At 64.3% G+C, this 26853-nt stretch carries 28 protein-coding genes and 1 tRNA gene; 11 read left to right on the forward strand and 18 right to left on the reverse strand.

Annotated features, from left to right (window positions below):
- Window positions 1–35: 35 nt before the first annotated feature.
- The 10 genes from U1H99_RS05710 to U1H99_RS05755 form a co-directional block, all read right to left on the reverse strand.
- Window positions 36–1832 carry a PhoH family protein gene (locus U1H99_RS05710; protein ID WP_323140764.1) on the reverse strand — a complete coding sequence of 599 codons (1797 nt, stop codon included), beginning with the start codon at window positions 1830–1832 and terminating at the stop codon, window positions 36–38.
- A 339-nt stretch (window positions 1833–2171) separates the two neighbouring features.
- Window positions 2172–2663: a peroxiredoxin gene (locus U1H99_RS05715; RefSeq protein ID WP_323140765.1), complete on the reverse strand. Its 492-nt coding sequence runs from the start codon at window positions 2661–2663 to the stop codon at window positions 2172–2174.
- 19 nt (window positions 2664–2682) lie between these two features.
- Window positions 2683–3630, reverse strand: a complete 948-nt coding sequence (locus U1H99_RS05720) for a polysaccharide deacetylase family protein (protein WP_323140766.1) — start codon at window positions 3628–3630, stop codon at window positions 2683–2685.
- A 4-nt stretch (window positions 3631–3634) separates the two neighbouring features.
- On the reverse strand, window positions 3635–4675 hold the full coding sequence (locus tag U1H99_RS05725) for a bifunctional UDP-4-keto-pentose/UDP-xylose synthase (RefSeq protein ID WP_323140767.1): 1041 nt from the start codon (window positions 4673–4675) through the stop codon (window positions 3635–3637).
- A 6-nt stretch (window positions 4676–4681) separates the two neighbouring features.
- Window positions 4682–5596: a formyltransferase gene (locus U1H99_RS05730; RefSeq protein WP_323140768.1), complete on the reverse strand. Its 915-nt coding sequence runs from the start codon at window positions 5594–5596 to the stop codon at window positions 4682–4684.
- A 153-nt stretch (window positions 5597–5749) separates the two neighbouring features.
- On the reverse strand, window positions 5750–6730 hold the full coding sequence (locus U1H99_RS05735; RefSeq protein ID WP_323141217.1) for a glycosyltransferase: 981 nt from the start codon (window positions 6728–6730) through the stop codon (window positions 5750–5752).
- An 11-nt stretch (window positions 6731–6741) separates the two neighbouring features.
- Window positions 6742–7881, reverse strand: coding sequence for a DegT/DnrJ/EryC1/StrS family aminotransferase (locus U1H99_RS05740; protein ID WP_323140769.1), 1140 nt, complete (start codon window positions 7879–7881; stop codon window positions 6742–6744).
- Between the two features lie 130 nt (window positions 7882–8011).
- The gene (locus tag U1H99_RS05745; RefSeq protein WP_323140770.1) at window positions 8012–8386 is read right to left on the reverse strand and encodes an EamA family transporter; all 375 of its coding nucleotides are present in this window, start codon (window positions 8384–8386) and stop codon (window positions 8012–8014) included.
- Entirely contained in the window at window positions 8383–10107 is a 1725-nt protein-coding gene (locus U1H99_RS05750) for a glycosyltransferase family 39 protein (RefSeq protein WP_323140771.1), read from the reverse strand. Before U1H99_RS05750 ends, U1H99_RS05745 begins: the two co-directional genes overlap by 4 nt.
- Entirely contained in the window at window positions 10104–10493 is a 390-nt protein-coding gene (locus tag U1H99_RS05755) for an Mth938-like domain-containing protein (RefSeq protein ID WP_323140772.1), read from the reverse strand. Before U1H99_RS05755 ends, U1H99_RS05750 begins: the two co-directional genes overlap by 4 nt.
- A 208-nt stretch (window positions 10494–10701) precedes the next feature.
- On the opposite strand from U1H99_RS05755, the gene U1H99_RS05760 reads away from it, so the two are divergent.
- Together U1H99_RS05760 and U1H99_RS05765 are read left to right on the forward strand one after the other, a co-directional pair.
- Window positions 10702–11928, forward strand: coding sequence for a pyridoxal phosphate-dependent aminotransferase (locus tag U1H99_RS05760; RefSeq protein ID WP_323140773.1), 1227 nt, complete (start codon window positions 10702–10704; stop codon window positions 11926–11928).
- 24 nt (window positions 11929–11952) lie between these two features.
- A complete protein-coding gene (locus tag U1H99_RS05765; RefSeq protein ID WP_323140774.1) occupies window positions 11953–13272 on the forward strand; it encodes a homoserine dehydrogenase in 1320 nt (439 codons plus the stop codon).
- A 135-nt stretch (window positions 13273–13407) separates the two neighbouring features.
- Here U1H99_RS05765 and U1H99_RS05770 read toward each other — a convergent pair whose 3' ends face one another.
- Window positions 13408–13602 carry a hypothetical protein gene (locus tag U1H99_RS05770; RefSeq protein ID WP_323140775.1) on the reverse strand — a complete coding sequence of 65 codons (195 nt, stop codon included), beginning with the start codon at window positions 13600–13602 and terminating at the stop codon, window positions 13408–13410.
- Window positions 13603–13901: 299 nt separating this feature from the next.
- Between U1H99_RS05770 and U1H99_RS05775 the strand changes: the two genes are divergently transcribed.
- Window positions 13902–15788 (forward strand): MFS transporter, encoded by a 1887-nt coding sequence (locus U1H99_RS05775; RefSeq protein ID WP_323140776.1) that lies wholly within the window; start codon window positions 13902–13904, stop codon window positions 15786–15788.
- Window positions 15789–15878: 90 nt separating this feature from the next.
- Window positions 15879–15955, forward strand: a tRNA-Pro gene (locus U1H99_RS05780).
- A 139-nt stretch (window positions 15956–16094) separates the two neighbouring features.
- Here the strand turns inward: U1H99_RS05780 and U1H99_RS05785 are convergent.
- From U1H99_RS05785 to U1H99_RS05795, 3 genes are all read right to left on the reverse strand, one after another.
- Window positions 16095–16475: a response regulator gene (locus U1H99_RS05785; protein ID WP_323140777.1), complete on the reverse strand. Its 381-nt coding sequence runs from the start codon at window positions 16473–16475 to the stop codon at window positions 16095–16097.
- A 110-nt stretch (window positions 16476–16585) separates the two neighbouring features.
- Entirely contained in the window at window positions 16586–16963 is a 378-nt protein-coding gene (locus U1H99_RS05790; RefSeq protein ID WP_323140778.1) for a response regulator, read from the reverse strand.
- A gap of 52 nt (window positions 16964–17015) precedes the next feature.
- Window positions 17016–17471, reverse strand: coding sequence for a hypothetical protein (locus U1H99_RS05795; RefSeq protein ID WP_323140779.1), 456 nt, complete (start codon window positions 17469–17471; stop codon window positions 17016–17018).
- Between the two features lie 330 nt (window positions 17472–17801).
- On the opposite strand from U1H99_RS05795, the gene U1H99_RS05800 reads away from it, so the two are divergent.
- The gene (locus U1H99_RS05800) at window positions 17802–18278 is read left to right on the forward strand and encodes a nuclear transport factor 2 family protein (RefSeq protein ID WP_323140780.1); all 477 of its coding nucleotides are present in this window, start codon (window positions 17802–17804) and stop codon (window positions 18276–18278) included.
- On the opposite strand, the gene U1H99_RS05805 is transcribed toward U1H99_RS05800, so the two are convergent.
- Window positions 18273–19049 (reverse strand): IclR family transcriptional regulator domain-containing protein, encoded by a 777-nt coding sequence (locus U1H99_RS05805; protein ID WP_323140781.1) that lies wholly within the window; start codon window positions 19047–19049, stop codon window positions 18273–18275. The genes U1H99_RS05800 and U1H99_RS05805 overlap by 6 nt on opposite strands.
- A 138-nt stretch (window positions 19050–19187) precedes the next feature.
- Between U1H99_RS05805 and U1H99_RS05810 the strand changes: the two genes are divergently transcribed.
- The 6 genes from U1H99_RS05810 (at window position 19188) to U1H99_RS05835 (ending at window position 25424) form a co-directional block, all read left to right on the forward strand.
- Entirely contained in the window at window positions 19188–20567 is a 1380-nt protein-coding gene (locus tag U1H99_RS05810; RefSeq protein WP_323140782.1) for an MFS transporter, read from the forward strand.
- 53 nt (window positions 20568–20620) lie between these two features.
- On the forward strand, window positions 20621–21850 hold the full coding sequence (locus U1H99_RS05815) for an aromatic ring-hydroxylating oxygenase subunit alpha (RefSeq protein ID WP_375341589.1): 1230 nt from the start codon (window positions 20621–20623) through the stop codon (window positions 21848–21850).
- Between the two features lies 1 nt (window position 21851).
- Window positions 21852–22325 (forward strand): aromatic-ring-hydroxylating dioxygenase subunit beta, encoded by a 474-nt coding sequence (locus U1H99_RS05820; RefSeq protein WP_323140783.1) that lies wholly within the window; start codon window positions 21852–21854, stop codon window positions 22323–22325.
- The gene (locus tag U1H99_RS05825) at window positions 22322–23344 is read left to right on the forward strand and encodes a PdxA family dehydrogenase (RefSeq protein WP_323140784.1); all 1023 of its coding nucleotides are present in this window, start codon (window positions 22322–22324) and stop codon (window positions 23342–23344) included. Before U1H99_RS05820 ends, U1H99_RS05825 begins: the two co-directional genes overlap by 4 nt.
- A gap of 5 nt (window positions 23345–23349) precedes the next feature.
- Window positions 23350–24372: a CDP-6-deoxy-delta-3,4-glucoseen reductase gene (locus U1H99_RS05830; RefSeq protein ID WP_323140785.1), complete on the forward strand. Its 1023-nt coding sequence runs from the start codon at window positions 23350–23352 to the stop codon at window positions 24370–24372.
- Between the two features lie 65 nt (window positions 24373–24437).
- A complete protein-coding gene (locus U1H99_RS05835) occupies window positions 24438–25424 on the forward strand; it encodes a porin (RefSeq protein WP_323140786.1) in 987 nt (328 codons plus the stop codon).
- Between the two features lies 1 nt (window position 25425).
- On the opposite strand, the gene U1H99_RS05840 is transcribed toward U1H99_RS05835, so the two are convergent.
- The 3 genes from U1H99_RS05840 to U1H99_RS05850 are packed head-to-tail and all read right to left on the reverse strand — an operon-like array spanning window position 25426 to window position 26852.
- Window positions 25426–25812: a DoxX family protein gene (locus tag U1H99_RS05840; protein ID WP_323140787.1), complete on the reverse strand. Its 387-nt coding sequence runs from the start codon at window positions 25810–25812 to the stop codon at window positions 25426–25428.
- Window positions 25813–25840: 28 nt separating this feature from the next.
- Complete coding sequence (locus U1H99_RS05845; protein ID WP_323140788.1) at window positions 25841–26131, reverse strand: hypothetical protein; 291 nt, start codon at window positions 26129–26131, stop codon at window positions 25841–25843.
- Window positions 26132–26141: 10 nt separating this feature from the next.
- The gene (locus U1H99_RS05850; RefSeq protein WP_323140789.1) at window positions 26142–26852 is read right to left on the reverse strand and encodes a LexA family transcriptional regulator; all 711 of its coding nucleotides are present in this window, start codon (window positions 26850–26852) and stop codon (window positions 26142–26144) included.
- Window position 26853: the final 1 nt, after the last annotated feature.

Consider the following 26853-nt stretch of genomic DNA (forward strand, 5'->3'; position numbering starts at 1 on the left):
GGCACGCAGGCTTTCGATTTACTAAAGCGAAAAGCTTACAGCACGTCGCTCGCGTGATCCGCTAGACGCGAACGCTCGCCGCGCGCCAGCGTCACGTGGCCGCCGTGGCTCCAGCCCTTGAAGCGGTCGACCACATAGGTCAGGCCGCTCGAGCCTTCGGTCAGATACGGCGTATCGATCTGCGCGATATTGCCCAGGCACAGGATCTTGGTGCCCGGACCGGCGCGCGTGACCAGGGTCTTCATCTGCTTCGGCGTCAAGTTCTGCGCCTCGTCGATGATCAGGAACTTGTTGACGAAGGTACGGCCACGCATGAAGTTCAGCGACTTGATCTTGATGCGCGAACGGATCAGGTCCTGGGTCGCGGCACGGCCCCAGTCGCCGGCGTCGCCGTCGCCCTTCATCAGCACTTCGAGGTTGTCGTCGAAGGCGCCCATCCACGGCGACATCTTCTCTTCCTCGGTACCCGGCAGGAAGCCGATGTCTTCGCCCACCGGCACCGTCACGCGGGTGACGATGATCTCGTTGTAGACCTTGGTTTCGAGCACCTGCGCCAGGCCCGCCGCCAGCGCCAGCAGGGTCTTGCCGGTACCGGCCTGGCCGAGCAGGGTGATGAAGTCGACTTCAGGGTTCATCAACAGGTTCAACGCGAAGTTCTGCTCGCGGTTGCGGGCGGTGATGCCCCACACGTTGTTCTTGTTGTGGCTGTAGTCGCGCAGCGTCTGCAGCACCGCGGTCTTGCCGTTGATTTCCTTTACCTGGCCGGTAAACGGGGCTTCGCCGTTCTTGGGGTCGAAGTAGACGAACTGGTTCACCAGCAGCGTCGGCACCACCGGGCCGGTGACGCGGTAGTAGGTGGCCGAATTGCCGGCCTTGATTTCCTGCCACGACTCCATGTTCTTGCTGTGCTTGGTCCAGAAATCGTCCGGCAACTGCACGATGCCCGAGTACAGCAGGTCGGTGTCTTCGAGCACGTGGTCGTTGAAGTAGTCTTCCGCGGCCAGGCCCATCGCGCGCGCCTTGATGCGCATGTTGATGTCCTTCGACACCAGCACGATCGCACGGCCCGACTGGTCGGACTCGAGCGCCCGCACCACGCCCAGGATCTGGTTGTCGGCCTTGCCGGCTGGCAGGCCTTCCGGCAGGGCGGCGGCGTTCAGGCGGGTCTGGAAGAACAGACGGCCCTTGGCGTCGCGGTTGCCCAGCTTGGCCAGCGGGATGCCGGTCTCGATCGCGTCGTCGTCGGTGTTGGCGATCAGCGCGTCCAGCGTGCGCGACACCTGGCGGGCGTTGCGCGCGACTTCCGACATGCCCTTCTTGTGGTTGTCGAGCTCTTCCAGCGTCATCATCGGCAGGTAGACGTCGTGCTCCTCGAAGCGGAACAGCGAGGTCGGGTCATGCATCAGCACGTTGGTGTCGAGCACGAACATCTTGGCTGCGCCCGAGGTATCGGCCTTGCGGCTGGCCGGCGACTTGACGTTGACCTCGGCCGGCTTGTGCTTGGCCGGATGCGGTTCGTTGATGTCGGTTTCACGCAGCTTGGCGGTCACACCCTGCTTGCCGCTCTTGTCTTCGCGCGGCGGGGCAGGAAGCGTGCTTGGCGCTGCCGGGGGCGTGCTTTCGCGCGCCGGTGCTTCGGCCAGCAGGGCTGCCTTCGACTTGCGGGCGCCGGCTTTTGCTGCCGGTACGGCTTGCCCGCTGATCAGGTCTTCGACAGGGTCGTTCTCCGCCTTCGCGGCTGCGCGGACAGGCGATTTGCCGGGTTCGGCTTTAGGATAATCTTTTGCCAACAGGATAGTTGCTGGCTTGCTAGGAATTTTGGGTAGTGGCATCAGGTTCTCAATCTAGATAAATGTCGGAAGAATGCCTCGCGCGGGCGCACGCGCGCCGCCGGGCAGGACAGATGCAACTAGGGGACTTACAAGGAAGCCCGCCGGGGCCCAAGGGTGGGGAAAGCCGGCAGGCTGATTGGAATAATGCTGTGAGGTAAAGCTTTGACTCAAAATAGGCGAAGCGTATGGTCAGCAGTTAATCAACTGGAGCCAAGCGTTCAGAGTGGTCACTCCAAGGACCTTGAGGAAGCGTAGCGAGCGGCCGCAGCTTTGGCTGAGAAGCGCAGCTGTACACACGTACAGCGAGCATCGCAAGCCGAAGATGCAACGCGCAGTAGCTTATGCAAGGTCCTGCGGCTGGCTCTTCAGAAATTCCAGTACTTCTGTAACGTGATCGGCAACTTTCACGCCACGCCATTCTTTCACCACTTTGCCGTCAGCGTCAATGACAAACGTACTGCGCTCGACCCCGCGCACTTTTTTACCGTACATGTTTTTCATCTTCATGACGTCGAACTGGGTGCATACGGCTTCGTCCGGATCGGAGATCAGTTCGAACGGCAGGCCGAGCTTGGCCTTGAAGCCTTCGTGCGAGCGCAGCGAGTCGCGGCTGAGGCCATAGATGGCGGCGCCGAGGGCGGTGAATTCGTCGTGGTGCTCGCGGAAAGCGATGGATTCCGTGGTACAGCCTGGCGTATTGTCCTTCGGATAAAAATACAGGACCGTATACTTGGCCGGACGGCCGTTCAGCTCGAAGGTCTGGCCGCCGGTCATGGCGGCGCTGAAATTGGCCAGAGGGGCGGCGCTTGCTGGGCTTGGGCTTTCGGCCACGGGTTTCTCCCTTGATTCGTTAATGTCCCGGTTCCAGCACGATCAGGTCGCCTGAGCGGCCGGGTACCTGGCCCCACTGCAGCGGAACCGCCGGCAGCGAAGCCTGTTTTATCTTCTCATAATAGTCGGCCATCGAGGCAAGCCGGTAGCCCTGGGCTTTCCAACCTGACAATAGCTGCTCGAATATGGGGGCGAGTTTCTGTCCTTCAAGCTCGGCGTGCAAGGTATATACGTGGTCGCGCACCGGATCGGCGGTGAGTTTGAGCAGGTGGGCGGCGATGTTGTCGTTGTCGAGCACGACGCCATCGATCTCGCGGCCGAGCAGTTCGTCCAGCGTCGGCAGCGTGGTCGGCATCTGGATGCAGTCCAGGCCCTGGTAGCGGTAGGGGCCGGCCTGCGGGTCGAGCAGGGCGCCGTCGTCGCGCAGCTGGGCGCGGCCGTCCGAGGCGTAGCGGTAGCCGGCGCTGTCGTGGCGCGCAAAGGCGTGCTGGTTCATCTGCCAGCCGGCGGCGCCGTGGGTATGCGGCGCTTCGCCGAACACCGCTTGATAGCGCTGCTCGCTCTTCTGCATGATGGCATCGGTCCAGGCTTTATCCCGGGTGCGGACGTGGTCCTGCCAGTAGACGTGGTCCCAGGTGTGGATGCCGCATTCGAAGCCGGCGTCGCGTACCGCGCGCATCTCCGCAGCCGTTTTGGCGCCGATGTCGGGGCCGGGCAGCAGCACGCCGTACATCAGTGTCTTGATGCCGTAGTGCTCGACCACGGAGGTGCGCGAGACCTTCTGGAAAAAGCCCGGACGCAGCGCGCGCCGCATCGCCCAGCCGGTATGGTCCGGCCCGAGCGAGAACAGGAAGGTGGCCCCGGCCGCATGCCGCGTCAGCATGCGCACCAGGTTGGGGACCCCTTCGCGCGTGCCGCGGTAGGTGTCGACGTCGATTTTCAGGACGAGCAGCGGCGCTGGAGTCATCCGTTCAATCCACCAGTGCCCTGGCTTCGCCGACCTGGCCGCGGTAGGCGTCGAAGATGTGGCGCAGGGCGTCGGCCATCGACACCGTCGGTGCCCAGCCCAGGTCGTTCATCGTGTTCTCGATCTTGGGAACGCGGTTCTGCACGTCCTGGTAGCCGGCACCGTAGTAGGCGCCGGAACTGGTTTCCGTGATCTGCACTTTCTTCGCGCCCTCGGCATATTCCGGGTATTCGGCGGCGAGCTTCAGCATCATGTCGGCCAGGTCGCGGATCGAAAAATTGTTGACCGGGTTGCCGACGTTATAAATTTGGCCGCTGGCCTTGCCATCCTTGTTATCGATGATCTTCATCAGCGCCGAGATGCCGTCGTCGACGTAGGTGAAGGCGCGCTTCTGGTGGCCGCCGTCGACCAGCTGGATGGTTTCGCCGCGCACGATGTGGCCGAAGAACTGGGTCAGCACGCGCGAGGAGCCTTCCTTCGGGGTGTGGATCGAATCGAGGCCGGCGCCGATCCAGTTGAACGGACGGAACAGCGTGAAATTCAGGCCTTCCATGCCGTAGCCCCAGATCACGCGGTCCATCAGCTGCTTGGCGCAGGCGTAGATCCAGCGCGGCTTGTTGATCGGGCCGTAGACCAGGCTCGAGTTTTCCGGATCGAATTCGGCGTCCTGGCTCATGCCGTACACTTCCGAGGTCGACGGGAAGATCAGGTGTTTCTTGTACTTCGCGGCCGAGCGCACGATCGGCAGGTTGGCCTCGAAATCGAGCTCGAACACGCGCAGCGGTTCTTTCACATAAGTCGAGGGCGTGGCGATCGCCACCAGCGGCAGGATCACGTCGCATTTCTTGACGTGGTACTCGACCCATTCCTTGTTGATCGTGATGTCGCCTTCGAAGAAGTGCATGCGCGGATGGTCGAGGAAATCCTTGATGCGCTCGCACTGCATGTCCATGCCGTAGACTTCCCAGTCGGTGGTCTCCAGGATGCGCTTGGAAAGATGGTGGCCGATGAAGCCGTTGACGCCGAGGATGAGAACTTTTTTCATATTGATTTATTGAGCCTGTGCGAGTTGCGCCTGCAGGGCGGCGGGCGACATGCGTTCGCCGTCGTGCAGAAGACTGTGGATTGCCAGTGCGCGGCCGTCGCCGCACACGCCGACGATCGCATTATCCACGACTGCCAAACCGGGCGGCAAACCGTTGATGTCACCCTTGTAGGGGCGGGCGCGTTCGATGACGTAGCGCTGTCCGCCGACGTCGGTGAATGCGCCGGGGTAGGGCGGCGCCACGGCGCGGTGCAGGTTGTACACGTCCGCCGCCGGCTTGCTCCAGTCGATGCGGCCGTCTTCCGGCTTGCGTCCGCCGAAGTAGCTGCCCTGGCTGAGGTCGTTCGGAATGCGCGGCGCGTTGCCGGCGAGCAGCGCCGGCAGCACCTTGTAGAGCGCCAGCTCGGCCGCCACCGTCACCTTGCCGAACACTTCGAAGGCGGTATCGTCGGGCAGGATCGGCACCGCCTGCTGGGCCACGATGGCGCCGGCGTCGGGTTTCACCGTCATCTCGTGCAGCGTGGCGCCGATTTCGGTGGCGCCGTGCAGCACCGCCCAGTTCACCGGCGCGCGGCCGCGGAAGCGCGGCAGCAGCGAACCGTGCATGTTGTAGGCCGGCGCCACGTCCAGGATCGCCTGCGGCAGCATGTTGCGGTAATAGAAGCTGAACAGCAGGTCCGGCTGCGCGGCCTGGATTTGCGCCAGCAGGCCGGGTGCTTTCGGATCGTCCGGGGTGATGTAGGGAATGCCTTCGGTCTCGCAGACCGAGATCACGGATTCGAACCAGATATTCTCGCTGGCGCTGTCCTGGTGGGTGACGACCAGGGCGACGTCGACGCCGCCGGCGAGCAGGACTTTCAGGCAGCGTACGCCGACGTTGTGGTAGGCGAAGACGACTGCGCGTTTTGGGGGAGTGTTCATGTCAGTACCTGGTTAGGCGAATATAAGTCACCGTCGCCCCTGCGCAGGCAGGGGCCCAAGTTTTGGGCTGAGCCGCGAACTTGGGTCCCTGCCTTCGCAGGGACGACGTGGTGGTAATGCGTGCTCTGCCAATGAGTGCGTGGCGCGCTAGCCTCAGCGCACGATCTTGCGCTTCTCGACCCCATCCACATCGCGCTCGCCCGGCATGCCCTGCAGGACGGTCGCCACCACATACCGCGGCCGCGCCCGTACCTGCTGGTAGATGCGCCCGACGTATTCGCCGACCAGGCCGATGCCGAACAGGATCACGCCCATGAAGAAGAAGGCGATCGCGAACAGCGTGAACAGGCCGTCGGCCTCGGACCCGACGATCAGGCGGCGCACCACCAGCACGATCACCAGCAGCGCCGACAGCAGCGACAGCACCATGCCCATCAGCGAGAACAGCTGCAGCGGCACCAGCGAGAAGCCGGTCATCAGGTCGAAGTTCAGGCGGATCAGGCTGTACAGCGAATACTTCGATTCGCCGGCCGCGCGCTCTTCGTGCTCGACGGTGATCTCGGTCGGCCGGCGCGCGAACTTGTAGGCCAGGGCCGGCACGAAGGTGTTCACCTCGCCGCACTGGTTGACCAGGTCGATCACGTTGCGGCCGTAGGCGCGCAGCATGTTGCCCTGGTCGGTGATCTTGATGTTGGTGATCCTCTCGCGCAGCCGGTTCATGGCCTTGGACGCATAGGTGCGCCAGGCCGAATCCTGGCGCTTGCGGCGGATCGAACCGACGTAGTCATAGCCTTCGCGCATCTTGGCGATCAGCTTGTGGATCTCTTCCGGCGGATTCTGCAGGTCGGCGTCGAGCGTGATCACGATCTCGCCATGGGTCTGCTCGAAGCCGGCCAGGATCGCCATGTGCTGGCCGTAGTTGCCGTTGAAGATCACCACGCGCGTCACGTCCGGGCGCGCACGGTACTGCTCGGCCAGGATCGAGACCGAGCGGTCGCGGCTGCCGTCGTTGACGAACAGGATCTCGTAGGGGATGCCCAGCTTGTCCATCGCCGGATACAGGCGCGCGAACAGGTTGGCCAGGCCGGCTTCTTCGTTATAGACCGGGATGACGACCGAGACTTCCGGCTTGATGTCCAGCAGCGTCATTTTGCCAGCACCGCTTTCACCGCTTTCACCGCACGTTCGACGTCGGCCAGGGTCATGGCATTGAACATAGGCAAAGTGACGGTCAGGCGCCCGATCTTTTCAGCGACCGGGAACATGCCTTCCTTGAAGCCGCGCTCGCGGTACAGCGTGAACAGGTGGATCGGCGCGTAGTGGTAGCCGGTGCCGACGTTGTGCTCCTTCTGCAGGCGCGTCATGAAGTCGGCGCGCGTGCCCGGGCCGTTGTCCGGCAGGATGATCTGGAACAGGTGCCAGTTGCTGCTGCCGAAGGCCTGCAGCGGCAGCTGGGCGCCGGTCTCCTGTTCGAAGTCGGGGCCGAAGCAGTCGAAGTAGTGGCGCGCCAGTTCGGCGCGGTGGGCGGTCAGCTTTTCGAGCTGCTTCATCTGGCCCAGGCCGATGGCCGCCATGATGTCGCTCATGTTGTACTTGCCGCCGAGAACGTCGACGTCGATGCCGTCGACGCCGCTGCGGGTCACGCCCTGCAGCCGGTATTTCTCGGCCAGGCGCGCTTCTTCCAGGTTGTTCAGCACCAGGCAGCCGCCTTCGCCGGTGGTCAAATTCTTGTTGGCCTGGAAGCTGAACGACACGAAGTCGCCGAAGGAGCCGATGCGCTTGCCGTTCCAGGTCGAGCCCAGCGCCTGCGCCGCATCCTCGATCACGCGCAGCTTGTGCTTGTCCGCGATCGCATACAGGCGGTCCATGTCGACCGGCAGGCCGGACAGGAAGACCGGGATGATGGCCTTGGTACGCGGCGTGATCGCGGCTTCCAGCTTGTCGAGGTCGATGTTGCGGGTGACCGGGTCGATGTCGGCGAACACCGGGGTGGCGCCGACTTCGATCACGACGTTGGCGGTGGCCGGCCAGGAAATCGGGGTGGTGATCACTTCCTCGCCGGCGCCAATGCCGGCGATGCGCAGCGCGATCTCCATCGTGCAGGTGCCGGAATTGAAGGTGCGCACCGGGCGCCCGCCGAAGTATTCGGACAACAGGGCTTCAAAGGCCTGGTTCTTGGGACCGGTGGTGATCCAGCCGGAGCGCAGCACCTCGCCGACGGCGGCAATGGTTTCCTCGTCGATGGTGGGCCGGGAAAAGGGAAGGAAGGGCAGCTCGGCAGTCATGGTGGTCTTTTGGAATTCTTGTGAAGGATTCTGATGGGCCGCTGGATCGCCGGCCCGGCGGGCGATTGTAGCAGCAGCCCGCCGCCTTGCGGATTACAAAAACGATATGTTGGGACCTGCCTCACCAGGTTCAGGACCGTGCCAGCAGCACCACGCCGAGGATGATCACGCCCAGCGCAACCATGCGCTGCGGCGGCACGACCTCGCCCAGGAACAGCCAGGCGCCCACCGCCGCCGCCACGTAGCCGAGCGACAGCATCGGATAGGCGATGGTCACGTCGGTGCGCGACAGGCCCATGATCCAGACCACCAGCGACACCACATAGCAGGCCAGGCCGGCCAGGATCGGCAGCTGGGTAGCGACCTTGACGAAGGTGCTGAACCAGTTGCCGGCGGTGAGGTGGATGGCGCCGCCGAGGGCATTGGTGCCGGCCTTGAGCAGCAGTTGGGCGGCCGCGTTGAGCAGCACGCCGGTGATGATGAATCCGAAAGTGGCGAGGTTCATTGAGATGCGTGGGTGGTGGGAATGATGTTGACGAGCACGGCACGGCGCGCGTCCCCGGCCACGATACGCGCCGCCAGGCCCTGCGCCAGCAGGTCGGCCGCGATGTCCGGCTTGGTGATGGCGACGCTGCGCCGACCGGCGAGGGCATCGCGGCGCCAGGCGTCGTGGAAGGCGGCGACGGTCGGGATGGCCAGCTGCGGCTGCTGCTGCAGGCCGAATTCGAATTCGTCGAGGTAGGCGACCAGCGTCACCGGGCGCCCCATATAAAAGGTCAGCGACTGCTCGTACATCCCGACCGAGTACACCCGGGTGGACGGATCCATCGCGCCTGCCGCCTTGAGGGCCGGCAGCACGCCGGCGCCGGCGCGCACCGCCGCGATCGGCTCGAAGCCGGCCAGCAGCATCTGGGTCGCGGCAAAGCCGGCGATGGCCAGCACCAGGACCGACAGGTCGCGCACCATCTGGCGCGCGTACAGCATCGACAGCAGCCCGCCGACCAGCAGCACCAGCCCGGCCGCCAGTACCCACGGCTGGCAGGCGGCATAGACCACGTCCTCGCCCGGATGCTTGGCCAGGCGCTCCATGAAGGGCACGAAGGCGAGCAGGGCGGCGCCCAGCAGCGCGCTCAGGCCGGCGGTCAGCATGCGGCTGCGGCGGGTACCGACGTCGAGGTAGACCGCGACCAGCAGCGCCAGCGCCGGGAATACCGGCACGATGTAGCCGGGCAGCTTGGAATGCGACTTGGTGAAGAACAGGGTGATGAACGCGATCCAGATGAACAGCATCAGGCGCGGACGGAAACGCCTCGGCGCGCCGGGGCCGGCAGCGGACTCGCTGCCGGCATCCGAGACCCGGCGCACGCCCAGCGCCAGGCTTTGCACCAGCACGCCGAGCCAGGGCACGCTGCCGGCGGCGATCAGCGCGAAGAAGATCCACCACGGCGCTTCGCGGTGGTGCTCGGTCTTCAGGAAGCGGTCGAAGTGTTCGTGGATGAAGAAGAAATGCGGCTGCTCCGGGTTCTTCAGCGCGACCAGCACGAACCAGGGCGCGGCGATCAGCAGGAACAGCAGCAAGCCTTTCACCAGGTGCAGCCGGGTCCAGAGACGCAGGTCGCGCGCGAACAGGGTGTACAGCACCAGCACCGCGCCCGGCAGCACCAGCCCGATCAGGCCCTTGGCCAGCACCGCCAGCGCCATCCCGGCCCAGCACAGCAGCATCCAGTTGCGCCGCTCCACGGGCGTCGCATCGTCGCGCTGCGCCACCAGCAGGCCGCACAGGGCCAGCGTCATCATCGACGCCAGGCTCATGTCGAGGGAATTGGCCTGGCTGCAGGCGACCCAGTAGAACGAGGAGCCGAGCACCAGCGCGGCATAGAAGCCGATGCGGGCGCCGAACACGCGGCGGCCGGCAATGCCGGTGACGACCACGCCGAGCAGGCCGCACAGGCCGGTCCAGAGACGCGCCTGCCATTCGCCGACGCCGAACAGCCCGAAGCTGAGCGCGTTCATCCAGGTCTGCAGCGGCGGTTTCTCGAAATACTTGATGCCGTTCAGGCGCGTGGTGATCCAGTCGCCGCTGGCGAACATCTCGCGCGCCATCTCGGCGTAGCGCCCTTCATCGGGAGGCACCAGGGTGCGCACGCCCAGTACGTAGAGCAGTGCGGCGGCAAAAACGATCAGCAGGGTCCAGTTCAGCGTCCGGTTCCGGTGCAGATCGTTCATGCGCCGGCCTGAGTGCCTTCCAGGATCAGCGCGAGGACCGCCTTGCGGCCTTCGCCCATCAGGATGTTGTAGGTGCGGCAGGCGGCGTGGCTGTCCATGCTCTCGACGCCGATGCGCTGATTCGACAGGCTGGCGACCAGGCGCGGATGCACGAAGCGCTGGCGCTCGCCGGTGCCGAGGATGACCACGTCCGGCTTGTCCGCCGCGATCTGCTCGAAGTGGGCCGCGGTCAGGTCTTCGAAGCGCGTCACGTTCCACGGACGCGGCGCCACTTCCGGCATTACCAGCACGCTGTAATCGAAGCGCTGGGCATTGATTTCGACACCGGTGTGGTCGTAGCCGGTCACCGTCTGGTATTTTTCAGTGCTGCTGGTGTGAAGCTTCATGGTGGAAAGCAATCATGAGAAGGCCGGCCGGTATGGCAGGCGGCCGAATATTGTAACTGGTTTGGCGGCCGTGCCCGCAGTCTGCAGTCTTGGGTCCGCAAGAGCGCCGGTTGCTTAATCCGGCTCTATTGGGCAGAATGGAATTTTTCGCATTGCAACAATGCGAAGTCGCAGGGAGTCCTGCGGCACATAGCCTAAAGGTGACATTTTGCGACCGATTTTGAAATCCAACAAGCTCGACGACGTGTGTTATGAGATCCGCGGCCCGGCGCTCGACAGAGCGCGCCAGATGGAAGAAGACGGCCAGAAGATCATCAAGCTGAACATCGGCAACCTGGCCGTGTTCGGCTTCGACCCGCCCGACGAGATCGTGGAAGACATGATCCGCAACATGCACGGGGCCGCCGGCTACACCGATTCCAAGGGCATGTTCGCACCGCGCAAGGCGGTGATGCACTATACCCAAGGCAAGAACATCGGCGGCGTCAAGATCGACGACATTTATCTGGGCAATGGTGCGTCGGAACTGATCGTGATGGCGATGCAGGGCCTGCTGAACGGCGGCGACGAAGTGCTGGTGCCGGCCCCCGACTACCCGTTGTGGACCGCCGCCGTCAGCCTCGCCGGCGGCAACCCGGTGCACTATATCTGCGACGAGCAGGCCGGCTGGATGCCGGACATCGAGGACATGCGCAAGAAGATCACGCCGAACACGCGCGCGATCGTCGTCATCAACCCGAACAACCCGACCGGCGCGCTGTACTCGCGCGAGGTGCTGCTGGAGATCGTCGAACTGGCGCGCCAGCACGGCCTGATCATCTACGCCGACGAAATCTACGACAAGACGCTGTACGACGGCGCCGAGCATATCTCCCTGGCCTCGCTGGCCGACGACGTGCTGTTCGTGACCCTGAACGGCCTGTCGAAGAACTACCGTTCCTGCGGCTACCGCGCCGGCTGGATGGTGGTGTCGGGCGAGAAGCGCCATGCGAAAGACTACATCGAAGGCCTGAACATGCTGGCCTCGATGCGCCTGTGCGCCAACGCGCCGGGCCAGTTCGCGATTCAGACCGCGCTTGGCGGACGCCAGAGCATCGCCGAGCTGGTGGCGCCGGGCGGCCGCCTGGCACGCCAGCGCGACCTGGCCCACAAATTACTGACCGATATTCCGGGTGTGTCCTGCGTCAAGCCAAAAGCGGCGCTGTACATGTTCCCGCGCCTCGACCCGAAGATCTATCCGATCGCGGACGACCAGCAATTCATCTGCGAACTGCTGTCCGAGGAAAAAGTCCTGCTGGTGCAAGGCACCGGCTTCAACTGGCACACCCCGGATCACTTCCGCCTGGTGTTCCTCCCCAATACCGACGACCTGACGGACGCATGCGGCCGCATCGCGCGCTTCCTTGACGGTTACCGGCGCCGCCACGCGCGCTGAGAACGATTACTAGATATTAATAAAATGAAACCCATCAAAGTTGGCCTGCTGGGCATCGGCACCGTCGGTGCCGGTACCTTCCACGTCCTCCAGCGCAACCAGGAAGACATCCGCCGCCGCGCCGGCCGCGGCATCGAAATCGCGATGGTTGCCGCCCGCAACCTCGACCGTGCGCGCCGCGTCGTCGACGAGTATTGCGACGTCGTGAGCGACCCCTTCGCCGTGGTCAACAACCCCGACATCGACATCGTCGTCGAATTGATCGGCGGCTACGACCTCGCGCGCGAACTGGTGCTGCAGGCGATCGCCAACGGCAAGCACGTGGTCACCGCCAACAAGGCGCTGCTGGCCCAGCACGGCAACGAAATCTTTGCCGCCGCCCAGGAAAAGGGCGTGATGGTGGCCTTCGAAGCCGCCGTCGCCGGCGGCATCCCGATCATCAAGGCGCTGCGCGAAGGCCTGGCCGCCAACCGCATCGAATCGGTGGCCGGCATCATCAACGGCACCACCAACTTCATCCTGTCCGAAATGCGCGACAAGGGCCTCGACTTCGGCACCGTGCTGAAGCAGGCGCAGGAGCTGGGCTATGCCGAAGCCGACCCGACCTTCGACATCGAAGGCGTCGACGCCGCCCACAAGCTGACCATCATGGCCGCGATCGCCTTCGGCATCCCGATGCAGTTCGGCGGCGCCCACGTGGAAGGCATCAGCCAGCTGCAGGCGGTCGACCTGCGCTACGCCGAACAGCTCGGCTACCGCATCAAGCTGCTGGGCATCACGCGCCGCAGCTTCGTCGACGGCAACGAAGGCATCGAACTGCGCGTGCACCCGACCCTGATCCCGGCCGCGCGCCTGATCGCCAACGTCGAAGGCGCGATGAACGCGGTGCTGGTGAAAGCCGACGCCGTCGGCACTACCCTGTACTACGGCAAGGGCGCCGGCGCCGAGCCGACCGCCTCCGCCGTCATCGCCGACCTGGTCGACGTGACCCGTTCGGCCACGGTCGATCCGTATTCGCGCGTGCCGCACCTGGCCTTCCATCCGGGCGAACTGGCCGACGTGCCGATTTTGCCGATGGACGACATCCGCACCAGCTACTACCTGCGCGTGAACGTGCAGGACCAGCTGGGCGTGATGGCCGACCTGACCCGCATCCTGGCCGACGCCGGCATCTCGATCGACGCCGTGCTGCAGAAGGAGCCGGGTGAAAAGGCACGCACCGACATCGTCATCATTACCCACCTGACCCGCGAAAAGTACGTGAATGCGGCGATTGCAAGGATCGAAGGATTGGCGACGACGGTGGGGAAAGTCGTACGCATCCGCCTGGAAAGCCTGGGCTAAGGAACCCCGCTAAACCTACTGCGCGTTGCACTGTCAACGGAGGCGCCTAGCCCTGCGATGCTCGCTGTACTTTCGTACAGCTGCGCTTCTCAGTTGACATTGCGGCCGCTCGCTACGGTTTTTCGGGGTCCCTTTTTAACTAGTGTACCGGCGCCTTGGCGGCAAACGCCATTGCCCGAGGAATTCGTTCGCGAATTCGTCGATGCAGACGCCCGGTGCCGCAACTGGATCGAGTGAGACCGTGGTCAGCGCGAGCAAATCGCGCTCGACCTGGTCGAACAGCGCTTCACACAGGCTGTGCTCTTTAGGGGTGTGGTTAGTGGAATTCATGCGCAAATTCTACCTGCGCTGCAGTGCACAAGAAGCGCCGTCCGCTTTGTTCTTGTGGCCGCTCAAATCCAGCATCGTTTTGCGGCAATCTTTCTTATCCAGTCGCAATAGGTAGGCAACAACATATGGTTCTTGGTGGCATTTACCGATACTCAGGGGTCAGCGTCGTGCGCCCTGCTACCGGTAGTCGCAGGATGCGCGACGAGGCTTGATATGTAGCAACACCCAGTATTCAAGCCCATAGTTGTGCTGTAGATTACGCGTCTCGACATCATGAACGCCGACGCCAGATCCCAAGCATGAGCCACAACAGCCAATTCTCCCTGCTGACCCAGCGCCGCTTCGGCCCCTTCTTCTGGACCCAGTTCCTGGGCGCGTTCAACGACAACCTGTTCAAGACCGCGCTCATGGTGGTCCTCACCTATGACGCGTTGTCCTGGACCACGCTGCCACCAAGCCTGCTGAACAACCTGATCCCCGGCCTGTTCATCCTGCCCTACGTCGTCCTGTCCGCCACTGCCGGCCAGGTCGCCGACAAGGTGGAGAAGGGCCGGCTGGCACGCTTCGTCAAGCTGCTTGAGATCGGCATCATGGCGGTGGCCGCGGCCGGCTGGCTGACGCACACGCTGTGGCTGCTGATCGCGGCGGTGGCCGGCATGGGCATTCACTCGACGCTGTTCGGCCCGGTCAAGTACGCCTACCTGCCGCAGCACCTGCGCGCCGACGAACTGGTCGGCGGCAACGGCGTGATCGAGATGGGCACTTTTGTAGGCATCCTGCTGGGCGAAGTGATGGGCGCGGTGCTGGCCGGGCATGGCACGCTGGGTGTCGAACTGGTGGCCGGGGGCACGCTGCTGGTGGCGCTGCTGGGGCTGGCGACCAGCTGGCGCATCCCGCCGTCGCCGGCGCCGGCGCCCGACCTGAAGATCAGCAAGAACTTCGTCGGCGAATCGTTCCGCAACCTGTCGTTCTCGCGCAAGAATCGCACCGTGTTCCTGTCGATGCTGGGCAATTCCTGGTTCTGGTTCTATGGTGCCCTGGTGCTGTCGCAATTCCCGCTGTTCGCCAAGGATTACCTGCACGGCGACCACAGCGTCTTCGTCCTGCTGCTGACGATCTTTTCGCTCGGTATCGGCAGCGGCTCGCTGCTGTGCGAAAAACTGTCCGGCCGCAAGGTCGAGATCGGGCTGGTACCCTTCGGCGCCATTGGCCTGTCGTTGTTCGGCATCGACCTGTATTTCGCCAGCCTCGGCTACACGAACACGGCCGCCGTCGACGCGATGGGCCTGCTGGCCCGGCACGGCAGCGTGCGCATCCTGGCCGACCTGCTGCTGCTGGGCGTGTTCGGCGGCCTGTTCATCGTGCCGCTGTTCGCGCTGATCCAGACCCGCTGCGACCCGCAGCACATGTCGCGCACCATCGCCGGCCTGAATATCCTCAACGCGCTGTTCATGGTGGCGGCCGCCGGCGTCGCCGTGTTCCTGATCGGGCAGGGCTTCAGCATTCCCGAAATGTTCCTGGTCACCGCGCTGCTGAATGCCGTGGTCGCCATCTACATCTTCTCGCTGGTGCCGGAATTCCTGATGCGTTTCCTGGCCTGGCTGCTGATCCACACCATCCACCGCGTGTCGACCGTGGACGCCGAGCGCATCCCGGCACAGGGCGCGGCGGTACTGGTCTGCAATCACGTATCCTACGTCGACGCCATCGTGATCATGGCCGCCAGCCCGCGCCCGATCCGCTTCGTGATGGACCACCAGATATTCAAGACACCGCTGCTGGGCTTCATTTTCCGCACCGCCAAGGCGATCCCGATCGCGCCGGCCAAGGACGACCCGTGGCTGATGGAAAAGGCCTTCGTCGACATCGCGCATGCGCTGCACGACGGCGAACTGGTCTGCATCTTCCCGGAAGGTAAACTGACCCGTACCGGCGAGATGAGCGAGTTCCGCGGCGGCATCGCCAAGATCGTCGAGCGCAGCAAGGTGCCGGTGATCCCGATGGCGCTGCGCGGTCTGTGGGGCAGCGTGTTCTCGCGCGATCCCGCCAATGTATTCGAGCGGACCTTTGCGCGCGGCTGGCGTTCGCGGCTGGCGCTGGCGGTGGGGCGGCCAGTGCCGCCGCAGGACGTGACGCCGGAGCGGCTGTACGAGCAGGTGCTGGCGCTGCGCGGCGAGTGGAAGTAGTTGCCATGCACTTTGATGCACGAGCAGAAGATTTTCGTGTGACAAAATCCTAATGTTCTCGCCGGGCTCTGATATAATTGCAGGCTGGATCGGGGCGTAGCGCAGCCTGGTAGCGTACCTGCATGGGGTGCAGGGGGTCGGAGGTTCGAATCCTCTCGCCCCGACCAATGAATTCAATGAGATAGGCCAGCTTTCGAGCTGGCCTTTTTCTTTTGTGCTCGCAACGCAGCAGCCGCACATTTTTTGCTGCCTATTTCATCTTCACGACTGCATGTATGGTTTGCACAGGCATGTCGTCACCAGTCGCTATGTGAGGCCTTGACGGTCAAGCGCAGCGCGGAGCTCGTCCTTGAACACACTGTAATCGACTGCCTTGTGGATGTAGTCACTGGCGCCAAGGGCCATCGCCAGGGCACGGTCGACCTGCTTGGATGACGCAGAGATGATGATGCAGGGTGGTATCTTGATACCTTCGAAATACAGGCGCTCGAGCAGTTCAAGCCCGCCCAGCAAAGGCATCGTGATGTCGAGAAGGATGAGGTCGAAGTGCTGCTGTTGAACCGACTGATATGCTTCTTCGCAGCTGCATGCTACGACAATCCTGAGGTTTGAATAGTACCGGTCAAGTGCCAGGCGGGTAAGCATGCGGTCGACGTCCATGTCGTCGACGAGTAGGATTTTTTTCATCACGCATGCTGGCAGGCGCAAGCCCGGTGTAACCGAAAGTCATAATATAGGCGACTTCTGCAAAGCATCGGCGCGCAGTAGCGTTGACTCGTGCGATGCTTCCCAGCCAGCTAGAGTTGATGACGCCGGATTGCCGCCAGGAGCTCTTCCGTAAAGACTTTATAGTCGACGGCCTTTTGGATGTAGTCGATAGCACCGAGTTCTGTCGCCCGAATGCGATCTGACAGCAAGCCCGAGCCGGATACAATGATGGCCGGCGCGACCTGGCGGTCCTCTGCATGGAGGCGTTCAAGCAATTCGAAGCCGTCGATGAGGGGCATCTTGATGTCGAGGAGGAGGAGATCGAAGTCTTGCTCCGCGAGCATCCGATAGGCCTCTTCGCCGTCATGGGCGACGCTGACCTTCAAGGGTGGTTGATGGCGGGCCAGCGCCATACGCGTCAGCATGATGTCGAGGCTGAGGTCATCGACGACAAGAATTTTTTTCATTGAACATACTAACAGGCTGGGCAGCTGTCTGCATCCGACCGCCCGCAATCGCCTACATGGCGCCGCTCTCCGGCAAGTCGAGCCAGACACCGTAGTTGCCCTGTCTTCTCAGCCCCGCATCCCAGCCGCCCCGAATGTGGGCACTGCATTCGAACACGGTTGAGCGACCCAGGCCGACACCGATCACTGCGCGACGAAAGTCGCGTGCAACCGCTAGCGGAAGGTAGCCCACCGTGTAACCCGTGATCGACACGCGTACAGCCTGGTTGTCGAATACGTTGTCGTCTTCGAAGGTAAGATGGGCTTCGGTCTTGCGATTGATGCAGTCGGCTGTGCGGCGGCCGCAAATCTTCTCAAAGCTCGCCAGGTAATTGTTTTTACCGACGATCTCGACCGCGTAGGTTCCGTCCCCGACAAGCCGCGGCGGCCTAGTAGCGACCTTGAGTTTTGTATGGCTCCGGTGGAAGAACCACATTACGGCCACGACAGCAAAAATAAGCAGCCACATAGCGTCTCCTCATCAATTCCATCAAATCAGCCAATGAAGAAATAGTACGCTGTCAAAATTATAAAATTGTATCCAATTGTCACAGGTGTGAAGGTAACCGAAAATTTACAATGTGATTTGGCATGTTGTAACGGGTTATATCACTGAGATATCGTACAAAACTCAATTGCACGAGGTGCAAGCAGTGGAGTGTTGAATCCTCTTGCTTTGAGCAACGAACCCAACGGAACGGGCCATCTTGCAAGGCGGATTTTCATTTCTGCCCGAGCTTGCCCTTGCATCAGTCCGCCTTGCGTTATCCTGTTGAGGACAACAACAAAGGAAACTGCCATGTCCACCCTGGAATCCCGTCCACCGCTGCCACCCTTTACCCGCGAAACCGCCATCCAGAAGGTCCGACTCGCCGAAGACGGCTGGAACGGCCGCAACCCCGAAAAAGTCGCGCTCGCCTACACGCCGGACAGCCAGTGGCGCAACCGCGTCGAATTCATCAATGGCCGCCAAGAGATCGCCCAATTCCTCGACCGCAAATGGAAGAAGGAACTGGACTACCGCCTGATCAAGGAGCTGTGGGCGTTCGAGGGCAACCGCATCGCCGTGCGCTACGCCTACGAATGGCATGACGATTCGGGCAACTGGTTCCGCACCTTCGGCAACGAGAACTGGGAATTCGACGAGAACGGCCTGATGCAGCGCCGCTTCGCCTGCCTCAACGACATGCCGATCCAAGAGGCCGAACGCAAGTTCCGCTGGCCGCTGGGACGGCGGCCAGACGATCATCCGGGCCTGTCCGATCTCGGTCTATAACATCGCGCTCACCATCCGCCGCGCACTTTCCAGCTCGGGCAGCAGGCTGCCCAGCACATTGTCCAGCGAGCGCCGCCGCGTCGATGCCACGATGCTCATCGACGCCACCACCTGCCCACCCGCATCCTGGATCGGCACCGCGATCGAGCGCACGCCCAGTTCCAGCTCCTCGTCGCAGAGCGCATAGCCGTTCACGCGCACATCCGCCAGGATCTTCAGCAACTCGTCGACGTCGGTCTGTGTACGCGGCGTCATCTGCTGGCGCGCCATGCGCTTCAGGCGCAATGCCGCGTCCTCGGGCGGCAGCGCGGCCAGCAGCACGCGGCCGGTGGCGGCACCGTGCGCCGGCAGGCGCGATCCGAGTCCGAGTCCGGTCGACAGGCTGCGCCGGGTCGCCGCGCGCGCCAGGAACACCACGTCGTTACCGTCCAGGACCGCCAGCGAACTCGATTCGCGCGTGCGTTCGCTGATCCCTTCCAGTACCGGCTGCATCAGCTTCAAGAGCGCCGTCGAGCTGACGTAGGCATGGCCGAGGCGCAGCGCGCGCGGCGCCAGGCGGAAGTGCTTGCCGTCCGATTGCACGTAGCCGAGCGCCTGCAGCGTCAGCAGCGAGCGGCGCGCCGAGGCCCGCGAGTGGCCGGTGATCTGGGCCGCTTCGCTCAGTGTCAGCGGCTTGTTGTGGATGCCGAAGGCTTCGATGATCGCCAGCCCCTTCTCAAGGCCGGCAACGTATTCCTTTTCCTCGGGCGTGCGCGCTTCCTGGCTCGTCATCGCTCATCCATGTGTTCGCAATGCGAACATTATAGCGGCCTTTCTTGACCGGCTGAGCCGCCCGGCCATACCGTACGGCCACTCCTGCCGACAAAAAAAACCACTGAGGCGGGTCCACGGAAACAGAGGAGACACGCTGTGAAAAGTAACCCGATCGATGCGTCGCAACTATTCGATAACAGGAAAGTGAGCGGTTTTCAGGCCATGGTGGTCGCGCTGTGCGGCCTGGTGCTGTTCATTGACGGCTTCGACACCCAGGCCATCAGCTACATCATGCCGCTGCTGGCCAAGGACTGGGGGATTCCGCCGACGGCCATGGGCACCATCTTTTCGTCGACCCTGGTCGGCCTGATGGCCGGCTACCTGGTACTGTCGCCGCTGTCCGACCGCTTCGGCCACCGCCGCGTGATCCTGGCCTCGACCTTCTTCTTCGGCCTGTGCACGCTGCTCACCATCTTGGCGACCAACGTCACCGAGCTGCTGGTGCTGCGCTTCCTGACCGGTCTCGGCCTGGGCGCCGCGGCGCCGGGCGCGATCGCGCTGACCGGCGAATACAGCCCGAAGCGCCTGCGCGCCAGCTTCGTGCTGGCGATCTATTGCGGCTTTTCGCTGGGCTTCGTCGCCGCCGGGTTCGCCGCGGGCATGCTGCTCAAGCCTTATGGCTGGCATGCGCTGCTGTGGGTGGGCGGCATCTTCCCGATGGTGCTGGCGCTGCTGCTGTTCTTCGCCTTGCCGGAATCGCTGGCCTTCCTCGGGCGCCGCGACCAGAACCGCGCGCAGCTGCGCAGCATCCTCGGCCGCATCGATCCGGCGCTGGCGGCCCATGCCGACAGCGTGTCGGCGGCCCAGGGCGGTGCGCGCCGGGCGGCGATCGCCAGCCTGTTCCAGGGCGGCTACACCACCGGCACGCTGCTGCTGTGGTTCATCTTCTTCCTCAACCTGGCCGCGTTCTACTTCATGCAGAGCTGGCTGCCGGCGATCCTCGGCAAGCTCGATTATCCGATGCACACGATCGTCTGGATGACCTCGCTGTCGACGGTGGGCGGCATCGTCGCCGCCCTGTTCGTCGGGCCGGCGATGGACCGCATCGGCCCCTACGTCAGCCTGGGCGTGCTCTACCTGTGCGGCGCCGTGTTCATGGCCTGCACCGCGGCAGCGCTAACGGCGCCGGCATGGGTCTTGATGACGGCGGTGTTCTTCGGCGGCTTCTGCGTCAGCGGCGGCCAGAAGAGCGCGATCGCCCTCGGCGCCGTGTTCTATCCGACCGACATCCGCTCGACCGGGCTGGGCTGGGCACTCGGCATCGGCCGCCTGGGCGGCATCGCCGGCCCGGCCGTGGCGGGGATGCTGATTGCCGCCCACTGGCTGCCGGCCAGCCTGTTCTACCTCGCCGCCGGGATGATGCTGTGCGCCGCCATCGCCGTGTTCGCGATGGGGCGCCGCTACGGCGCCAAACGTGCCGCCGCCGAGCAGGTGCCCGCGCCGGCAGCCCGGCCCGGCGTATCGATTTCGAAATGACATTCAAGAAGTACCTGCAACAGGAGCACACCATGGAAATGAAACTCAACGACATGCGCGACAGCAAGCGCACCTGGGAGCCGGGCCTGACCCGGGTCCCGTACTGGATCTACCGCGATGCCGGCGTGTACCGCAACGAGCAGCAGCGCATCTTCCAGGGACCGGCCTGGAATTACCTGTGCCTCGAAGCCGAGATCGCCGAGCCGGGCGACTTCCGCACCACCTTCGCCGGCGACACCCCGGTCATCGTCGTGCGCGACGAAGAGGGCGAGCTGCAAGCTTTCGAGAACCGCTGCGCCCACCGCGGCGCCCTGATCGCGCTGAAGGACAGCGGCAAGGCCGAAGACTTCACCTGCGTCTACCACGCCTGGCGCTACGACCTGCAGGGCAACCTGAAGGGCGTCGCGTTCGAGCAGGGCATCAACGGCAAGGGCGGCATGCCGCCGGACTTCTGCAAGGAACAGCATGGCCCGCGCAAGCTGCGCACCGCGACCGTCGGCGGCCTGGTGTTCGGCAGCTTCGACGAGGACGTCCCGTCGATCGAGGAATACCTGGGCGACGTCATCGTCGAGAAGATCGAGCGCGTGCTGTCCAAGCCGGTGGCGATCCTGGGCCGCTTCAAGCAGACCATCCCGAACAACTGGAAGCTGTACATGGAGAACGTCAAGGACTCCTACCACGCCAGTTTGCTGCACGTGTTCTTCACCACCTTCAACCTGAATCGCCTGTCGCAGAAGGGCGGGGTGATCATCAGCGAGAGCGGCGCCCACCACGTCAGCTGGTCGAAGGTCGACCACAAGCCGCAATCCAGCAGCGCCTACAGCGCCGAAAAGCTGCGCTCGGACAAGGAGGGCTACACGCTGGCCGATCCGAGCATGCTCGACGGGGTCGACGAGTTCGGCGACGGCGTCACGCTGCAGATCCTGTCGGTGTTCCCGGGCTTCGTGCTGGCCCAGATCCAGAACACGCTGGCGATCCGCCAGGTGCTGCCGGCCGGCATCGACAAGACGGTGCTGAACTGGACCTATCTCGGCTTCACCGACGACACGCCCGAATTGCGCCGCATGCGTTTGAAGCAGCTGAACCTGACCGGTTCGGCCGGCTTCATCTCGATGGAAGACGGCGCCGTCGGTGGCTTCGTCCAGCGCGGCATCGCCGGCACCGAGGACGAAGAGGCGATCCTCGAAATGGGCGGCGCCAGCATCGAAACCCAGGACAACCGCACCACCGAAGCTTCGGTGCGCGGCTTCTGGAATGCCTACCGCGGCTTCATGGAGATCTGATATGAGCGTATTCACCCTGGAACGCCTCGGCCAGCTGAACGCGACCTATGCGCGCTGCATCGACAACGACCAGCTCGAGCAGTGGCCCGACTTCTTCCTCGAGCAGTGCCTGTACCTGATCACCAACGCCGACAACCACGCGGCCGGCATGGAGGCCGGCATGGTCTACGCCGATACCCGCGCCATGCTGCAGGACCGCGTGCTGGCCATGCGCGACGCCAACGTCTACGAAGACCAGCGCTACCGCCACCTAATCGGCGCCCCGCTGGTGCTGGAGCAGGACGGCGCGCTGGCCGTGGTCGAGACGCCCTTCATGGTGGCGCGCATCATGCGCGACGGCAATACCGAAGTGTTCGCGACCGGGCGTTACCTCGACCGCGTGGCGCAGCAGCCGGACGGCGTCCTGAAATTCGCCGAGCGCGTGGTGGTCTGCGACAGCACCAACATCGATACGCTGCTGGTGATCCCGCTATGACGCTGGGGGCGCACAAGCCGCGGGGGCACAAGCGCATTGCGCTGGCGATCGGCGAGCCGAACGGGATCGGGCCGGAAATCGCGGTCAAGGCCGCGGCCGAACTGCACGGCCAGGGCGTCGAGCTGGTGCTGGTCGGCGACGCCTTCGTGATTCGCTACTACGCGGAGCAGCACGCGCCGCAGCTGGCGCTGCTGCCCTTCGATGACGCCGCCGGTACCGCGTTCGATGGCCCAGGCCTGCGTTTCGTCAACGTGCCGGCCTTGCCGGCCGCGGCGTTCCGGCCGGGCGAGATCCTGGCCGACGCCGGCGTCGCCACGGTCGCCTACGTGCGCGCCGCGGTCGCCCTGGCGCGCCAGGGCGGAGTCGATGCGGTCATCGGCTGTCCGCATTCGGAAACTTCGGTGCACCGTGCCGGCATCGCCTTTTCAGGCTACCCGGGCCTGATCGCCGAGCTGACGTCGACGCCGGCCGAGCGCGTGTTCCTGCTGCTGGTGTCGCCCGAGCTGCGCATCGGCCACGTCACGCTGCACGAGCGCCTGCACGACGCGCTGGCGCGGATCACGACCGACCTGGTGGTGGACGCCGCGCTGGCGCTGATTGAGGCCACCCGCGCCCTCGGCATCGAACGCCCGCGGCTCGGCGTGTTCGGGATCAACCCGCATGCCGGCGAGGATGGCCTGTTTGGCGATGACGACCAGGCCGTCAACGTGCCGGCGGTGGCGCGCCTGCGCGCGCTCGGCCACGCGGTCGACGGCCCGGCCGGCGCCGACGTGATGCTGTCCCAGCGCAGGCACGACGTCTACCTGGCCATGTACCACGACCAGGGCCACATTCCCATCAAATTGCTGAGTCCGATGACGGCGAGCGCGCTGTCGGTCGGCGCCGGCGTCGTGTTCAGCAGCGTCGGCCACGGCTGCGCCTTCGACATCGCCGGGCGCGGCGTGGCCGATCCGAAGGCCGTGCTGCGCACCGTGCGCATGCTCGCCGGGATGGACGGCGGCACGATTCAACAAGGATGAGCATCATGTCACACACGATCCAGATTCAAGACCACGACATCGTCTTCGACTGCGACGACGGCAAGAGCGTGCTGGAAGGCGCGCTGGCCGCCGGCTACGAAATCCCGTACTCGTGCCGTACCGGCGTCTGCGGCAGCTGCCGCGGCCGCGTGGTGGCCGGCAGCGTCGCCGGCGGCCAGGGCGCCGGACTGAGCGAGGAGGAGCAGGCCGCGGGCCAGGTATTGCTGTGCCAGGCTCGCGCCTGTTCCGATCTCACGGTCGCCGTGCGCGAGGTGCGCAAGATCGACCGCAGCGCGATCAAGACCGTGAGCGCCAAGGTGTACCGGATGACGCGCGCGGCGCCCGACGTGACGGTGCTGCAGCTGCGCTTCCCGGCCGGCGCCAAGGCGAAATTCAAGGCCGGCCAGTACCTGAGCCTGAAGATGGAAGACGGCACGGTGCGCCATTTTTCGATGGCCAATCCGCCGCACCAGAACGACGGCGCCGAACTCCACATCCGCCACGTGCCCGGCGGCCGCTTTTCGCAGCACCTGGCCGAGCAGATGGCCGAAGGCCACCAGATCGAGGTGTCGATTCCCTACGGCGACTTCCATATCCGCGACGGCAGCGACAAGCCGATCGTGCTGCTGGCCAGCGGCACCGGCTTCGCGCCGATCAAGTCGATCGTCGAGGATGCGATCAAGCGCAAGCTGACCCGCAGCATGGTGCTGTACTGGGGCGCGCGCCGGCCCGACGACCTGTACCGGATCGACCTGGCGCGCAAGTGGGAAGCCCAGTTACCTTGGTTACGCTTCGTGCCGGTCCTGTCGGACGCCGGCCCGCTCGACGGTTGGGAAGGGCGTACCGGCTTCGTCCACCAGGCGGTGCTGGACGACATCGCGTCGCTCGCGGATTACGAAGTCTATGCCTGCGGCGCCCCGGCCATGATCAACGCGGCGCGCCAGGCCTTCGTGCACGAGCGCCAGCTGGACCGCGACGCCTTCCATTGCGACGCCTTCGTGCCCGCCGCAGCGGCCACCCCGGGCTGAGCGCCGGCCCACCTCTACCAAAAAGTGCTCGCAGAAGCACATTCCCCGCAACTGGAGACAAGCAAATGAAACACACCTTCGTGGCGCTGCTCGCCATGGGCGCGGCTGCGCACGCGGCGGCCGACGTCACCATCTACGGCTCGATCGACGGCGGCCTGCGCAACCTGACCAACGTCGATGCCGCCGGCAACAGCAAGCTGTCGATGAATTCGACCGGCATCTTCAAATCGAACCGCCTCGGCTTCATCGGCAAGGAAGACCTCGGCAACGGCAACAACGCCCACTTCAACCTCGAGAACCGGTTCAAGACCGCGACCGGCGAACAGGTCGGGGTGCTGTTCAACGTCGAGTCGTCGGTCGGCCTGGGCGGGCGCTGGGGTTCGCTCGACGTCGGCAAGCAATTCAACGTGGCATTCCGCACCATCGCCGCCTACGACACCTTCGGCATTCGCTACGTCGGCATCGTCAACGCGATCAACGCCACGCTGGGCGTGAGCGACAACAACGCGGTCCAGTACACCGGCAACTTCGGGCCATACACGGTGCGCGCGCTGTATGGCGTGGGCGAGCAGGCAGGTTCCACCACGCGCGGCTCGACCCGCGCCCTCGGCGTCAGCTACCGCAAGGGCACGCTGAACTACGGCGGCGCCTACACCCGCAAGACCTCGGTGGCCGGCCTCGATACCGATCACTACACGCTGGGCGGCGCCTACGTGTTCGGCAAGGCGCGCGCCAGCGCCGGTTATGCGCGCCAGCGCGACCAGGTGGCGGTCGGCGGCGAGACGGTCACCAAGTACAGCTGGGCCGGCCTGCAATACAACGTGACCGCGCCGCTGCAGCTGATCGGCGCCTACTACCTGACCACCAAAGACCAGCCGCTAGCGCTGCCCACCGGCAGGAAAGGGACCTTCATCCTGAGCGCGACCTACTGGCTGTCGAAGCGCACCAACCTGTATGCCGAGGTCGACCGCAACCGTTATGCCGGCAACCTGCTGACCGCGGGGCGCAGCGGGCAGACCGGCATGTCGGCCGGGGTGAACATGGACTTCTGAGTCAGGCCGGGCGACGGCGCGGGTGCAGGCGCCAGGTGCTCCACCAGATCAGCCACAGCAGCGCCGCCTGGATCGGCAGCCGCAGCCACAAGGCCCAGAGCGGCACCGGGAACAGGTCGGGCCGCTGCAGCATGTAGATGTGGGCCGGCGTCACGGCCAGGGTCAGCAGGAACAGGCCGATGCCGGCGGCGCGGCGGGTGGCGCCGATCAGCAGTCCGGCGGCGCCGAGCAGCTCGAACACGCCGCTGACCAGTACCGCCGCCACCGGCCACGGCATCCACGGCGGCACGATGCGGGCTTCGGTCTCGGTGGCGACGAAATGCATGATGCCGCCGATGAAGAACCACAGGAAGACGAAGGCGAGGCCGGCGATCTGGCGTTTTTTCATATGACAAATCCTGGAATGCGAAGGGGAGTCAGAAAGGTGGCGGCTGGTCTGGCCGCGGCGGCGGCAGGTCGAGGTCGAGCTCGATCGTGTCCAGCGCGCCGAGGTCGGCGCCGTCCGCCAGCGCCTGCGCCTGGAAAGTGGCATGGGTGCGCACGCCGTGCTTGCGCACCGCCGCCAGCATGACCGGCAGCGCCGGAAAATAAGGCTGCAGCCGCGCCAGCAGCGCATCGCCCATGCCGGGCGTGACCCAGGCCGGCGGCGGAAAGGCGACCGCCACGCGCACGCCTTTCAGTTCGGTCACCGCGGTCCTGATCTTCATGGCGCGCGCTTCATATCCGGTCGCTTTCCTTGCGCACCACGCGGCCGATAACCAGGCAGGCATTGTTCTGGCAGAGCTTGCGATGGTATTTGCGCTGGTCCGGATTATCCGAGGTCAGCCACCACTGGCCGGCGTCGCGCGCCAGGCGCTTGACCACCGCTTCGCCTTCGTAGTTGAAGGCATACACGGCGCCGTCGACCGGCTTCTTGTCCAGCGTGTTGATGATCACGATATCGTCTTCGTACAGCGACGGCTCCATGCTTTCGCCCTTGACCAGGATCGCGATCAGGTGCTCGGCGCTCAGGTTGTGGCGCTCGATCCAGTTACGGCGCATGCCGAGGGTGCCGCCGTCGCGGCCCTCGGGTTCGGTCTGGAAGCCGGTGATACCGGCCGACAGGCGCAGCTTGACCATGGCGATCTGGACGAATTCGCGGTCCTCGCTGTCGACGGCGCGCACCGCCAGTGCATTCCTGGGCCGTTCGTCCGGCGCAGGGTGCGGTTCGCCCTGGCCCGTCATCAGCCAGATATGGGAAAAGCCGAGTGCACGTTCGAGGTTCAGCGCATAGCGGATGTCCATCGATTTGATTTTGCCGGTCAACCATTGATTGACGACGCTCTTGGACGCGCCCGAGGCTTTGACCAGCCCTGTCTGGCCGCGCTCGCCCTCGAGGGAGGGAACGGCGCGATATATATGTTCCAAGCGGTCGGAGAGTGTATTCATG

Origin of the sequence: Massilia phyllosphaerae (assembly GCF_034659755.1) — a bacterium.
GTDB lineage: Bacteria > Pseudomonadota > Gammaproteobacteria > Burkholderiales > Burkholderiaceae_D > Telluria > Telluria phyllosphaerae.

Coding starts and splice junctions, on each gene's coding strand:
- U1H99_RS05755 (WP_323140772.1), bottom strand. CDS start 10,493: ATGAAGCTTCACACCAGCAGCACTGAAAAATACCAGACGGTGACCGGC.
- U1H99_RS05830 (WP_323140785.1), top strand. CDS start 23,350: ATGTCACACACGATCCAGATTCAAGACCACGACATCGTCTTCGACTGC.
- U1H99_RS05835 (WP_323140786.1), top strand. CDS start 24,438: ATGAAACACACCTTCGTGGCGCTGCTCGCCATGGGCGCGGCTGCGCAC.
- U1H99_RS05745 (WP_323140770.1), bottom strand. CDS start 8,386: ATGAACCTCGCCACTTTCGGATTCATCATCACCGGCGTGCTGCTCAAC.
- U1H99_RS05720 (WP_323140766.1), bottom strand. CDS start 3,630: ATGACTCCAGCGCCGCTGCTCGTCCTGAAAATCGACGTCGACACCTAC.
- U1H99_RS05820 (WP_323140783.1), top strand. CDS start 21,852: ATGAGCGTATTCACCCTGGAACGCCTCGGCCAGCTGAACGCGACCTAT.
- U1H99_RS05765 (WP_323140774.1), top strand. CDS start 11,953: ATGAAACCCATCAAAGTTGGCCTGCTGGGCATCGGCACCGTCGGTGCC.
- U1H99_RS05845 (WP_323140788.1), bottom strand. CDS start 26,131: ATGAAGATCAGGACCGCGGTGACCGAACTGAAAGGCGTGCGCGTGGCG.
- U1H99_RS05805 (WP_323140781.1), bottom strand. CDS start 19,049: ATGACGAGCCAGGAAGCGCGCACGCCCGAGGAAAAGGAATACGTTGCC.
- U1H99_RS05725 (WP_323140767.1), bottom strand. CDS start 4,675: ATGAAAAAAGTTCTCATCCTCGGCGTCAACGGCTTCATCGGCCACCAT.
- U1H99_RS05825 (WP_323140784.1), top strand. CDS start 22,322: ATGACGCTGGGGGCGCACAAGCCGCGGGGGCACAAGCGCATTGCGCTG.
- U1H99_RS05730 (WP_323140768.1), bottom strand. CDS start 5,596: ATGAACACTCCCCCAAAACGCGCAGTCGTCTTCGCCTACCACAACGTC.
- U1H99_RS05850 (WP_323140789.1), bottom strand. CDS start 26,852: ATGAATACACTCTCCGACCGCTTGGAACATATATATCGCGCCGTTCCC.
- U1H99_RS05795 (WP_323140779.1), bottom strand. CDS start 17,471: ATGTGGCTGCTTATTTTTGCTGTCGTGGCCGTAATGTGGTTCTTCCAC.
- U1H99_RS05775 (WP_323140776.1), top strand. CDS start 13,902: ATGAGCCACAACAGCCAATTCTCCCTGCTGACCCAGCGCCGCTTCGGC.
- U1H99_RS05790 (WP_323140778.1), bottom strand. CDS start 16,963: ATGAAAAAAATTCTTGTCGTCGATGACCTCAGCCTCGACATCATGCTG.
- U1H99_RS05815 (WP_375341589.1), top strand. CDS start 20,621: ATGCGCGACAGCAAGCGCACCTGGGAGCCGGGCCTGACCCGGGTCCCG.
- U1H99_RS05770 (WP_323140775.1), bottom strand. CDS start 13,602: ATGAATTCCACTAACCACACCCCTAAAGAGCACAGCCTGTGTGAAGCG.
- U1H99_RS05840 (WP_323140787.1), bottom strand. CDS start 25,812: ATGAAAAAACGCCAGATCGCCGGCCTCGCCTTCGTCTTCCTGTGGTTC.
- U1H99_RS05800 (WP_323140780.1), top strand. CDS start 17,802: ATGTCCACCCTGGAATCCCGTCCACCGCTGCCACCCTTTACCCGCGAA.
- U1H99_RS05750 (WP_323140771.1), bottom strand. CDS start 10,107: ATGAACGATCTGCACCGGAACCGGACGCTGAACTGGACCCTGCTGATC.
- U1H99_RS05710 (WP_323140764.1), bottom strand. CDS start 1,832: ATGCCACTACCCAAAATTCCTAGCAAGCCAGCAACTATCCTGTTGGCA.
- U1H99_RS05740 (WP_323140769.1), bottom strand. CDS start 7,881: ATGACTGCCGAGCTGCCCTTCCTTCCCTTTTCCCGGCCCACCATCGAC.
- U1H99_RS05785 (WP_323140777.1), bottom strand. CDS start 16,475: ATGAAAAAAATCCTACTCGTCGACGACATGGACGTCGACCGCATGCTT.